Genomic DNA, 11,950 nt, shown 5'->3' on the forward strand with positions numbered 1-11,950 from the left:
CCCGACTCTAAGGAACACATCGCCGTGTCCGATCAACCGCTGCTCTCCCGGCTCGATCTGAATCTGCTCGTTGCGCTCGACGCCCTGCTCACCGAGCGCAGCGTGACGCGCGCCGCGGAGCGGCTGCACCTGAGCCAGCCGGCCCTCAGCGCCTCGCTCGCGCGCCTGCGGACCCACTTCAATGACCCGATCCTCGCCCGGCGGGGCAACACGTACGAGCTCACACCTTTGGCGATCCGCCTCACCGAGCACACCACGACGGCGCTCGAGGCGGCACGGCGCGTCTTCGAGAGTCAGGCAAGCTGGAGCCCCCGGGATTCCACGCGCGAGTTCTCGGTCTACGGCTCGGATTACGGATTCGCCACGATCGGCACGGCGGTCTCGAAGCTCGCGGCCGAGCGGGCGCCGGGCGTGCGATTCCGCTTCATGCTGCACAACCCGGCCATCGTCGAGGAGGTCTCGACCAGGCTGCGCTCGGTCGACGGCATGGTCATCCCGCACGGGTACCTCACCGACCTCCCTTACGCCGACCTCTGGCGGGACGACTGGGTGATCCTCGCCTCCGAGTCGAACGAGGCCATCGGCGACGAACTCACGATGGAGCACCTCGGGCGGCTGCCGTGGGTGTTCACGTATCAGACGCGGACCGCGTTCACGTCGGCCGCTCGACAGCTCCAGCAGCTCGGGATCGAGCCGCATGTCGAGGCCGTCGTCGAGAGCTTCCTCTCGCTGCCCCACTTCATCACCGGAACCAATCGGCTGGGGCTGCTGCAGGCCGGCCTCGCTCCCCTTGCGCAGAAGGTCGGCGGCATCCGCGTGCTGCCCGCGCCGTTCGACGCCACACCCGTGGTCAACGCGCTCTGGTGGCATCCCGTGCACAACCGCGACCCCGAGCACGCGTGGATGCGGGCGATCTTTCAGGAGGCGGCGGCTCTCGTGGCCGCCGGCCTTCACGAAGTCGCCCCGACCCACGACGCCCTCGCATCCCCCCACGCCCCCGCACCTGTGGGCTGAAAGGACCCGAAGCGCGGGAATCCCTCCAGGGGTTGCCGCACTTTGCGTCCTTTCGCGTGCCTGTGGAACGGTCAGGCGGGGACGTGGAAGCCTGGGTGGGCTCGCGTCCCACGGGTGGGTGTGTGCGCTCAGACGAGCCGGAGCTCGGCGTCGATCGCCTCCGCCGTGCGGAGGAGCAGCGGGAGGTAGGCCTCGAGCAGGTGCTCGACCGAGTCGCGGGTCGAGCTCGTCGACACGTTGATCGCCGCGACGACCGCGCCGTTGCGGGCATGCAGCGGGGCGGCGATGGAGCGCAGGCCCGGCTCGAGTTCGCCGTCGACGAGCGCCCAGCCCTGGTCGCTCACGCGGGCGAGCTCGGCGCGGAGCGCGGCCGGCTCGGTGACGGTGCGCTCGGTGAGAGCGGGCAGAGTGGATGCCGCGGCATCCACTTCGCCCGACGCGAGGCCGGCGAGAAGCACGCGCCCCATGCTGGTCGCATAGGCGGGGAACCGCGTGCCGATCGTGATGCGCACGCTCATGATGCGCCGCGTCGGCACGCGGGCGACGTAGACGATGTCGGGCCCGTCGAGCACCGCCGCAGAGACGCTCTCGCCGACCTCGCGGGAGAGGGCTTCGAGGTGCGGCTGCACGATCTCCGGGAGCGACAGGGCCGAGAGGTAGCTGAAGCCGAGTTCGAGCACCCGGGGGGTCAGGGCGAAGGCGCGCGCGTCCGACCTCACGTAGCCGAGGGTTTCGAGGGTGAGCAGGAACCGACGAGCCGCGGCACGGGTGAGGCCCGTGCGCCGGGCGACGTCGCTGAGGGTGAGCTCCGGATGCTCCGCATCGAACGCCCGGATGACCGCCAGCCCCCGGGCGAGCGACTGCACGAACTCCTCGCCGGCCGCAGGTGCGGGCGCTTCGTCTCGCTGGCGCTCGCTCAGCGACCGGGGGTCGGCGTCGGGCGCCTCGTCTCGCTGGCGCTCGCTCAGCGACCGCGGGTCGGCGTCGGTCATCCGTTCATCCTCCCCTGCCCGGCCGTCAGTCACCGGCTCACCCTACCCACCCGGTCGCCGAGCTTGTCGAGGCGTCGACCCCTCGACCCCTCGACAGGCTCGGGACCGGGGCATGCCGGTCGCCGAGCCCGGGCTCGACCCACAACGCAGGAGATCACGCGATCCACAGGACAATCCGCCTCCGACGGCCCTGCGGATGGTCCGAAGTCCTGCATTGTGTACGCGGGTGGCGGCCGTCTCACCGCTCGAGCACGACGGCGAGGCCCTGGCCCACGCCGATGCAGATCGCGGCGACCGCCACGCCGCCGCCGCGACGCTTGAGCTCGTGCGCCGCGTGGCCGATGATGCGGCCGCCTGAAGCACCGAGCGGGTGCCCCATGGCGATCGCGCCGCCGTGGATGTTCAGTTTGTCCGGGTCGAGCTCGGTCCACAGCTGCAGGCACGCCAGGCTCTGCGATGCGAACGCCTCGTTGAGCTCGACGAAGTCCACCTGTGCCCACGTGCGACCGGCGCGCGCCAGCGCGCGGTTGGCCGCCTCGACCGGAGCGACTCCGAACACATCCGGATCGTTGCCGAAGACCCCGCGGCCCGTGATCCGCGCCAGCGGCTCAGCATCCATCGCCCCTTCTGCACCCAGCAGCACCGCGGACGTGCCGTCGTTGATAGGCGACGAGTTGCCCGCTGTCACGGTGCCGTCGGCGGCGAAGGCCGGCTTCAGGCCGGCGAGCGTCTCGACCGTCGAATCGTCGCGGATGCCCTCATCGCGCGCCAGCTCATGCCCTTCGACCTGCACGATCTCGCCGTTGTAGACGCCGGCGGTCCACGCCTCGGCGGCGCGGCGATGGCTCGCCGCGGCGAAGGCGTCCTGCGCCTCGCGCGTGATGCCGTAGATCGAGGCCAGCTTCTCGGCGCTCTCGCCGTTGCTGATCGTCCAGTCCTTGCGGAGCTTCGGGTTGACCATCCGCCACCCGATCGAGGTGTTCCAGATCGTCTGATTGCCGGCGGGGAAGGGCTTCGTGGCCTTTTCAAGCACGTACGGGGCGCGGCTCATCGACTCGACACCGCCGGTGAGGATGATGTCGGCGTCGCCGGTCTCGATCGCGCGGCTGCCCTGGATGACGGCATCCATCGACGATCCGCAGAGGCGGTTGATCGTCGTACCGGGCACCGTCGAGGGGAAGCCGGCGAGCAGGGCGCCGAAGCGTCCGACGTTGCGGTTGTCCTCGCCGGCCTGGTTGGCGTCGCCCCACAGCACGTCGTCGATGCGGGCGGGATCCAGCCCCGTGCGCTCCACGATCGAGCGCATCACGACGGCCGAGAGGTCATCGGGGCGCACGTCGGCGAGGCCCTTGCCGTACCGTCCGAACGGGGTGCGCACGGCGTCATAGATATAGCTCGCGGTCATCTCAGTCTCCTTCGAGTGCGAGTCCGGTGAGCTCCGAGAGCTCCGAAACGGTGTTGTCGCCGAACAGCTGACGCACGCGGAAGCCGTCCGCGGTGACATCGAAGATGGCGTAGTCGGTGTAGACGCGGGTGACGCAGCCGACGCCGGTGAGCGGATAGGTGCACTCGGCGACGAGCTTGGAGCTGCCCTGCTTGGTGAGCAGATCGGTCATGACGAAGATCTGCTTCGCGCCGATCGCCAGATCCATCGCACCGCCGACGGCGGGGATCGAGCCCGGCTCACCCGTCGACCAGTTGGCGAGGTCGCCGCCCTCGCTCACCTGAAATGCGCCCAGCACGCACACGTCGAGGTGGCCTCCGCGCATCATGCCGAACGAGTCGCCGTGGTGGAAGTAGGCGGCACCCGGCAGCTCGGTGACGGGCTGCTTGCCGGCGTTGATGAGGTCGGGGTCGACCTTGGTCGGCGCGGGCGCCTCGCCCATGCCGAGCATCCCGTTCTCCGTATGCAGGATGATCTCCAGGTCGCGCGGGAGGAAGTTCGCAACCAGAGTCGGCGCTCCGATGCCGAGGTTCACGTACGAACCCTCCGGGATGTCGGCGGCGATGCGCCGCGCGAGCTCGTCGCGGCTGATGCGTGTCGTCATCGGGTCACCTCCCCGGTGGTCGAGGGCGAGGGGGCACCAGAGAGTGGCTCGCCGGCGACATCCACGCCACCGAGGAAGACGCCGTCGCGCAGCCAGGCCCGCTCACCGACGGCGACGACGCGGTCGACGAAGATGCCGGGCGTCACGACGACCTCGGGGTCCAGCCCGCCGAGCGGCACGATCTCGTCGACCTGCACGATGGTCTGGGCGGCCGCGGTGGCCATGATCGGCCCGAAGTTGCGCGCGGTGCGCCGGTAGATGAGATTGCCCCATCGATCCGCCTTCAGCGCGGAGATCAGGGCGAAGTCGGCTCGGATCGGATGCTCGAGCACGTAGTCGCGGCCCTCGATCGTGCGGGACTCCTTGCCTTCGGCGAGCTGCGTGCCGACCCCGGTGGGTGAGAAGAACGCGCCGATGCCGGCACCCGCGGCCCGGATGCGCTCGGCCAGGTTGCCCTGCGGCACGAGCTCCAGCTCGATCTCCCCCGCGCGGTAGAGCCCGTCGAAGACCCAGGAGTCGCTCTGCCGGGGGAAGGAGCACACGATCTTGCGCACACGCTTCGCCGCGAGGAGGGCGGCGAGGCCGGTGTCGCCGTTGCCCGCGTTGTTGTTCACGATTGTGAGCTCGGATGCGCCCGAGGCGATGAGGGCGTCGATCAACTCGACCGGCTGCCCGGCGCGGCCGAACCCGCCGATCATCACCGTCGCGCCGTCGGGGATGCCGGCGACGGCGGCGTCGACATCCGGAACCGTCTTGTCGATCATGAGGCCTCGCTGTTCGCTCTGCGTACACGTGTTCGCTACGCAACGATACCAGTGATCGGATGCCGCCGCCATCGGTGCCCTCGTCGGGCGTCCGCACCTTCGGCTCGGCCGTCACTCCCGTGAGCGCCGGCGCATCTCGAGCATCTGGTCGCGCATCGCCCACGCGTCCGCGACCGGTCCGAGATGCTCGAGCTTGTCCGGGTTCACGACCGTGCGGATTGTCTGGATGCGTCCATCGAGCACATCGAGCACCATGATCGCGACCACCCTGCCCTCGCGGTCGTGGAAGATCGCTCCCGGCTGGCCGTTGATGTCGTGGAGTTCGGGGACCAGCCCGACGCCGCCGAAGAGCGGCGCGAATGCGCCGACCAGTCTCGAGACATTGACGGCAGGCCGCCTCGGATCGGTCCACGGCCGCCGCGATCTCGGTGAACTCGAACCCGAACACGTCGCGCAGCACGAACACGGCCCGTTCGAGCGGGCTCAGCCTCTCGAGCAGCAGCAGCGCGGCCATCGACACCGAGTCGGCCAGCTCGGCGGCCCGCTCGGGATCTTCATAGGGATCCGCGACGAGCGGCTCGGGGAACCATGGCCCGACGTAGGTCTCCCGCCGGGCGCGCGCAGAGCGCAGGACGTCGATGGAGGTGCGGGTCACCACAGCCGCGAGGAAGGACTTCACCGATGCGGGCTCGGTCGCGGATGCCGCGTATCTGACCCAGGTGTCCTGCACCGCATCCTCGGCCTCGGAGACGCTGCCGAGAATCCTGTAGGCGATCGAGAAGAGAAGCGGACGAAGCTCTTCGAACTCGGCGACACGCGTCATTTCGCCCTCTCCCTCCTGCGCCGGCACTCTCTCAGCCTGTCACCGTCTGGGTGTGGCGTGCAGTCACCGGCTCCCCCTTCGGCCATCTCACGAGGCCGGGCACGCGACGCTCGGTGCTCACGGCCGCCGCCATGCCGGCGAGCTGGACCCGCTTGATCATCACGGCCGTGCGCCCGGTGACGGCCGACCGTCCTGTCGCGACGTCTTCCTTGTCGGTCAGCTGCAGGATCGCGGCGCGCCGGCCCAGACTCACGCATCGCCCGAGGAATCCGAGGTCGAGGGCGTCCGCGTCCTCGCGGCCGGGGTTCTCGCCGGCGTCATCGAGGGCTTCCCGCAGCAGCACGTCCGCCGCGTGGGCGCCGGACGGGAAGGCGAACTGGCACGACATGCTGTAGCGGCCGCCGCGGGGTCCTGGTGCGTGGCCGCTGTCGCCGACCGCCAGAACCGACGGATGCGAGATCGACCGCATCGCGGCATCCGTCAGCACTGCGCCCTGTTCGTCCACGGCGATCCCGGACTCGCGTGGCAGCGGCGGCGCGGCGAAGCCGCCGCACCATACGGTGAGGTCCGACGGCACCTCGATGCCGCTGTCCAGGTGCAGCCGCCCCGGCTCGGCGGCGCGCACCCGCGTGCCGCCGACGGCGTCGACGCGAAGTCGGGCGAGCGTTCCGCGCACGTACTCCTGGCCTCGGGTGTCGAACCACCCGCCGATCTCGCCCGCCGTGAGAAGGCGGGCATCCAGGTCCGTCCGGCTCTCGGCGATCTCGGCGACCGTTTCCAGTCCGGTCAGCCCACCGCCGACGACGGTCACAGTGGACCCTTCCGACAAGGAGGCGAGCGCCGGGCGAAGCCCGTGCGCGGCGTCGATGTCACCGACGCCGTACACGTGCTGGTGTCCCGCGATGGGTGCCCGCTCGGTGGTGCTCCCCGTGGCGAGGATGACCCTGTCGAACGAGACGGTGCGGATGCCGGCCGGCCCCGACACCTCGGCCCGACCGAGCTCCGGCTCGAGCGCCGTCACATACCCCTCGACGAATGTCACGCCCGAACCCAGCAGGCCCGACAGGCTGGGGAAGGGGACCGGTCGTCCGACGGCGACGTGGTGCATGCGGATGCGGTTGACGAATGCGGCCCGCGGGTTGACCACGGTGACCTCGACGCGCCCTTTCGACCTGCCTGCCAGGCGGACGGCAGCCATGGCGCCCGCGAACCCGCCGCCGACGACGAGGACCCGCATGCGAGTGCTGTGTGATGCTCTGTTGAATGCGCTCATACCCACGAGACGAGATGGGCCTGTCGCCTGTGACATGGGCGCCATCGGGCCGATGCCGGGTCAGGGCTTGAGCACGACCTTGATGCAGCCGTCCTCCTTCTTCTGGAAGATCTCGTACAGCGCGGGTGCTTCCTCAAGGGGTCGCTCGTGCGTGGTCAGGTCCATGACGCCCAGCGGGTCGGCGGGGTCCTCGACGAGCGGCACGAGGTCATCCATCCACCTCTTGACGTTGCACTGCCCCATCCGCAAGGTCACCTGCTTGTCGAACATGGTCTTCATGGGGAGGATGTCGGCTTCGCCCGCGTAGACGCCGCTCAGGGAGACGGTCCCGCCACGACGCACGACATTGATCGACGAATACAGCGCCGCCAGCCGGTCCACGCCTGCGTTCTCCATGAGGAGTCGAGCCGCCGGGTCGGGAAGCAGCCCGATCGCGTCCTGGGCGACCTTGATCCCCGTGTTGCCGTGCGCCTCCATCCCGACGGCGTCGACAACGGAGTCGACACCGCGTCCATCGGTCAGGTCACGAAGCTCCTCGACGATGTCGTCGGTGAGGTCGAACACCTCGGCGCCATGCCGAGCGGCCATCTGCCGCCGTTCGGGCTCGGGATCGACCGCGAGCACGCGGTAGCCCAGGTGCACGCCGACGCGCGCGGCGAATTGACCGACGGGACCGAGCCCCATCACGGCCAGGGTGCCGCCATCGGGCACATCGGCGTACTTCACGCCCTGCCATGCGGTCGGCAGGATGTCGCTGAGGAACAGGTAGCGCTGATCCGGCAGTTCGCGGCCGATCGGGATGTGGTTGTGATCGGCCAGCGGGACGCGCAGGTATTCGGCCTGACCCCCGGGGATCTGTCCGTAGAGCTTCGTGTAGCCGAAGAGGGCCGCGCCGCTGCCGTACTCCTTCACCTGGGTGGTCTCGCACTGCGACTGAAGGCCGTGCGTGCACATGAAGCAGAGCCCGCACGCGATGTTGAAGGGCACTACGACGCGATCGCCGACCGCGAGCTTCGTGATCGCGCTGCCGACGGCGACGACTTCGCCCATGGACTCGTGGCCCAGGATGTCACCCGGGTCGATGAAGGGTCCGAACAACTCGTAGAGGTGGAGGTCTGATCCGCAGATCGCCGTGGACGTGATCTTCACGATCGCGTCGGTGTCGTGCTCGATCCGAGGGTCTTCGACCTCGTCGACGCTGACCTTGCGCTTGCCCTGCCAAGTGAGAGCCTTCATCATCCGCCTTCCCCGGTCGACTCGGCGAGTCGAATCCTCATGCCACGGTGTCGCGCGGGTGCGACCCGCGCCACCCCTTGCCTTTCCGCGCGCCCGAGGAGAGAATCCCCCGCCCCGCGAAGGGACGCAACCTGCGGCTTCAGGGGGCGGGAAGCCGCCGAATGCGTCCCCTCGGCAGGGAGGGTCAGGCCTCGAGCGTCAGCGAAGCGGGGATCGGCACGATGTGCTCGCGCAGTTCGATGAGCTGCCGCGCGTGCGAATCGAGCCGCCGGTCCTCGTCGGTCGACGGCTCCCACTCGGACACCGGCAGCGCCACCCCGGCGGCGCCGGCTACGACGAAGACGCTCATGCACAGAGTCGTGAGCGTCTGCTCGTGCGGCGTGCGGGGATCGGCGGAGGACACGCGGATGCTGATGTGCATGCTGTGCGCGCTGGTGTGGATGAGCCGCGCGTCGACCTCGACGAGGTCGCCGATGCGCACAGGCGCGAAGAAGTGGATGCCGCCGGAGTACACGGCGACGGCCTCGCTGGCGCCGTCGCCGTCGCGCATCCACGATGCCGCACAGGCGTACGCGGCCTCATCGATCCAGCGCATCACCGTGCCGCCGTGGGCCTTGCCGCCCCAGTTGACGACGCTGGGCGGCACCAGGAAGCGCATCGTCACGCGCGGGGCGCTCGACGCCTCGGTGTATTCCTGTTCCAGCATGAGTCGCTTGATCTCGGTGCGCGCCGGGATCCGATCGAGGGCCGCCTCGGCCAGCTTGTGATCGGAGCGCGATGCGGGCCGCCAGGCGGGAACCTCGGCCGGCTTCCCGTCCGCGCCCTTCGCGACGAAGACCAGCACGCACGTCGTCGCCGGGCGGTAGTCGTGGCGCTCCACTTCGCTCGAGGACACCGTCACGACCACATGCATGCTGCTGCGTCCGGTGTGGATGATGCGTGCGTTCACCTCGATCAGACTGCCGGGCGCGATCGGGCGCCGGTGCCGCACATTGCCGACGTACGCGGTCACGCAGTATGCGGCGGCCCATCCGACGGCGCACGCGTAGCCGGCCTTGTCTATCCACTCCATGACGCTTCCGGCGGCGACCGACCGTCCGCCGGCCGCGGTGTCACCGGGGACGCTCATGAACCGGAGGGTGATCCGGTCGTCGCGGGGAACGCCTCGCGCGGGTGCCATCGGTGTGCTCACGGCGTCAGCGTATCGCCGCCGGTGCGCGAGGCCGGGCCCGGATTCATCGGCCGGCGTCCCGTGGCGCGTCGGCGAACACCTCGCCCGCGATCCGGAATGCGGAGTTCGCGGCGGGAACGCCCGAGTACACCGCCGACTGCAGGATCACTTCCTTGATCTCGTCCACCGTGAGCCCGTTGCGCAGCGCGGCTCGCAGGTGCATCGCGAGCTCCTCGTGGTGCCCGTGGGCGATGAGCGACGTGAGCACGGCCACCGACCGGGATCGCCGATCGAGGCCGGGCCGCGACCAGATGTCGCCCCACGCGATGCGGGTGATGAAGTCCTGGAAGTCCGCGGTCAGGTCGGTCGTGTTCTCGATGGACCGGTCGACGTGGGCGTCCGAGAGCACCTCGCGGCGCACCACCATGCCCTGTTCGTAGCGCTCGCCGTCGCGGAGTCCGTCACCCTGTGGTCGTGGCATCCTCGCCCCTTCGTTCGATCTCGGAGAAGAACTCGAGGAGCGCGTCGGCGACGGCGTCGGGCTGCTCTGCGGGCGGCAGGTGCGCAGCATCCGCGATGCGCAGCGCTCGTCCGTCGCGCACGCCGGCGGCCACCTCGGCGGACTTCGATTCGGGAGCGACGGCGTCGAACTCCCCCCATGCGACGAGCACGGGCACCTCTATCTCGCCGAGCCGGTCGCGCACGTCGTAGGCCGCGAGCGCCTCGCAGCAGAGCGCATAGCTTTCGTCGTCCGCCTCCCGAAGCGCGTGCAGCAGGCGGCCGGAGAGCTCGGGGCGTCGGGCGATCGACTCCGGCGCGAACCATCGGCCGGCGGATGCGGTGATCAGCGCGGACGTCGACTGCGCCCGCACCTGGGCGGCGCGCTCGGCCCACGCCGCGGGGTCGCCGAGCTGCGCACCGGATGCCACGATCGCCGCCCCTCGAACGAGCCGCGGATGCCGGAGGCACAGCTCCAGCCCGGTTGCACCGCCGAGCGACACCCCCGCATAGAGCGCCGGACCGCCGCCGAGGTCCTCGATCCGCCGGGCGACGGCATCCGCGAGCTCACCCACGGTGAACGGCTCGGCTGCACCGGGCGAGGCTCCGTGCCCCGGCAGATCCCAGGCGACCACGCGCCATCGAGCGGCCAAGGACGGGATCACGTCGGCCCACAGGATCGTCGACGTGCCGAGTGAAGGACCGAGAACGAGCAGAGGACCGCCCTCGGGACCGGCTTGAGCCGTGATCGCGATCGCCGGGATCACCGGGCCGCGTCCCTCGGAGTGCGCACGTCGTCGACGAGGTCACCGGCGAGGCCGGTGTAGTCGGCCGGGTCGAGCAGGGCGTCGACATCGATGCCCTCGAGCTCGGGCATCGCGCGAAGCGCGTCCGCAAGGTCCTCGCCGCCCGCGAGAAGGGCGGAGAGCGCGTCCTTCCCGAGAACCGCGCCGAGCGCGATCGAGAGCCGCTCGGCGAGGATTCGCCCATTGGTGCTCGCCAGGTTGCGCGCGACGGCGACGGAATCCACCGTCAGGCCCTCGATGAGGGAAGCCGCGTGCGCCGTCGCCCCGAGCGCGAGCCGGAGGAGCTCCCGCAGGGTCGGCCACTCGGCGTGCCAGGCGCCGTCGGGCCGCTCGTCCACGGCGAGCGCGGCGGCGAGATGGAGCGTCGCGACGAGGTTCGGGGCGCGCAGGGCGGCCGAGCGGATCAGCACGGCGTCGACCGGGTTCTGCTTCTGCGGCATCGCGGACGACCCGCCGCCGGCGCCTTCCGCGAGCTCGCCGATCTCGGTGCGGGAGAGGGTCGCCACGTCGGCGGCGAACTTGCCGAGTGCGTCGAGCACCTGCACCAGCGCATCACCCAGCTCGGTGATCGGCCAGCGCGTGGTGTGCCATGGTGCGTCGGGTGCCGCGAGCCCCACTTCGGCGGCGAAGGCGGCCGGCAGGGCGGATGCCGCGGCAGCGTCGCCCTCGGACGACGCGATCTCGACGAACGAGGCGAGCGTGCCGGCCGCGCCCCCGAGCTGTGCGGGCAGGGCGGCGACCGCGGCCTGCAGTCGATCGGCAGCCCGGCGGACGCCGCGCAGCCAGTTCGCCGCGCGCAGTCCGACGGTGGTGGGCACGGCCTGCTGGGTCAGGGTGCGGGCGACGGCGACCTGATTGCGGTGGCCGGCGGCGAACTCGGCGAGGTCGGCCTCGACGGACCGCAGCGTCGCGTGCACGTGGATGCCGGCGTTGCGCGCGACCACGAGAAGGGCCGAGTCGAGGATGTCCTGGCTCGTCGCGCCCCGGTGCACCCACGGCTTCGCCGCCTCCGGCACACGGTCGCGCAGCATGCCCACGAGGGGGATCACGGGGTTGCCGCCGGACACCGCCGCACGGGCGAGGACCGCGGCGTCGAGCCCGTGGCCGCGGCATCCGCTCGTTGGATCCACCCAGCCGAGCGCGTGTGAGACCGCGTCCGCGTGAGCGGGGTCGGCGAGGCCGACCGTGGCGTAGGCCCGCACCAGCGCGACCTCCGCGGTGACGAGGGCGTCGAGCACGGCGTCATCCGTCACGAGTTCGTCGTACCCGGCGGTGACCGGCGACAAGAGCCCGACGTCTATGCTCATCGGTGCGCAACCTCCTCG

General features: G+C 70.6%; 12 protein-coding genes and 1 pseudogene. 1 reads left to right on the plus strand and 12 read right to left on the minus strand.

Annotated elements, in window-relative coordinates:
* Positions 1-24 precede the first annotated feature (24 nt).
* On the plus strand, positions 25-1,014 hold the full coding sequence (locus ACPW96_RS12730; protein ID WP_425821249.1) for a LysR family transcriptional regulator: 990 nt from the start codon (positions 25-27) through the stop codon (positions 1,012-1,014).
* Positions 1,015-1,142: 128 nt separating this feature from the next.
* On the opposite strand, the gene ACPW96_RS12735 is transcribed toward ACPW96_RS12730, so the two are convergent.
* The 12 genes and pseudogenes from ACPW96_RS12735 to ACPW96_RS12790 form a co-directional block, all read right to left on the minus strand.
* Entirely contained in the window at positions 1,143-2,006 is an 864-nt protein-coding gene (locus ACPW96_RS12735; protein ID WP_425883516.1) for an IclR family transcriptional regulator domain-containing protein, read from the minus strand.
* Between the two features lie 238 nt (positions 2,007-2,244).
* Positions 2,245-3,411, minus strand: a complete 1,167-nt coding sequence (locus ACPW96_RS12740) for a thiolase family protein (RefSeq protein WP_425883518.1) — start codon at positions 3,409-3,411, stop codon at positions 2,245-2,247.
* 1 nt (position 3,412) lies between these two features.
* Positions 3,413-4,054: a 3-oxoacid CoA-transferase subunit B gene (locus tag ACPW96_RS12745; RefSeq protein WP_425883519.1), complete on the minus strand. Its 642-nt coding sequence runs from the start codon at positions 4,052-4,054 to the stop codon at positions 3,413-3,415.
* Positions 4,051-4,818: a 3-oxoacid CoA-transferase subunit A gene (locus ACPW96_RS12750; RefSeq protein ID WP_425821253.1), complete on the minus strand. Its 768-nt coding sequence runs from the start codon at positions 4,816-4,818 to the stop codon at positions 4,051-4,053. Before ACPW96_RS12750 ends, ACPW96_RS12745 begins: the two co-directional genes overlap by 4 nt.
* Positions 4,819-4,929: 111 nt before the next feature.
* On the minus strand, positions 4,930-5,085 hold the full coding sequence (locus ACPW96_RS12755; protein WP_425883520.1) for a hypothetical protein: 156 nt from the start codon (positions 5,083-5,085) through the stop codon (positions 4,930-4,932).
* Between the two features lie 157 nt (positions 5,086-5,242).
* A pseudogene (locus tag ACPW96_RS12760) lies at positions 5,243-5,641 on the minus strand (sigma factor); the annotation flags it as partial.
* Between the two features lie 31 nt (positions 5,642-5,672).
* Positions 5,673-6,878 carry an NAD(P)/FAD-dependent oxidoreductase gene (locus ACPW96_RS12765; RefSeq protein ID WP_425883521.1) on the minus strand — a complete coding sequence of 402 codons (1,206 nt, stop codon included), beginning with the start codon at positions 6,876-6,878 and terminating at the stop codon, positions 5,673-5,675.
* Between the two features lie 96 nt (positions 6,879-6,974).
* Entirely contained in the window at positions 6,975-8,150 is a 1,176-nt protein-coding gene (locus tag ACPW96_RS12770; RefSeq protein WP_425883523.1) for a zinc-dependent alcohol dehydrogenase, read from the minus strand.
* A gap of 184 nt (positions 8,151-8,334) precedes the next feature.
* Positions 8,335-9,342, minus strand: coding sequence for an acyl-CoA thioesterase (locus ACPW96_RS12775; protein ID WP_425883524.1), 1,008 nt, complete (start codon positions 9,340-9,342; stop codon positions 8,335-8,337).
* 43 nt (positions 9,343-9,385) lie between these two features.
* Positions 9,386-9,802, minus strand: a complete 417-nt coding sequence (gene pcaC, locus ACPW96_RS12780; protein WP_425883526.1) for a 4-carboxymuconolactone decarboxylase — start codon at positions 9,800-9,802, stop codon at positions 9,386-9,388.
* The gene (locus ACPW96_RS12785; RefSeq protein ID WP_425883528.1) at positions 9,783-10,586 is read right to left on the minus strand and encodes an alpha/beta fold hydrolase; all 804 of its coding nucleotides are present in this window, start codon (positions 10,584-10,586) and stop codon (positions 9,783-9,785) included. The genes pcaC and ACPW96_RS12785 overlap by 20 nt, the downstream gene beginning before the upstream one ends.
* Complete coding sequence (locus tag ACPW96_RS12790) at positions 10,583-11,932, minus strand: lyase family protein (protein ID WP_425883530.1); 1,350 nt, start codon at positions 11,930-11,932, stop codon at positions 10,583-10,585. Before ACPW96_RS12790 ends, ACPW96_RS12785 begins: the two co-directional genes overlap by 4 nt.
* Positions 11,933-11,950: the final 18 nt, after the last annotated feature.

The organism is Micromonospora sp. DT81.3, from assembly GCF_049847225.1.
Lineage (GTDB): Bacteria > Actinomycetota > Actinomycetes > Actinomycetales > Microbacteriaceae > Microbacterium.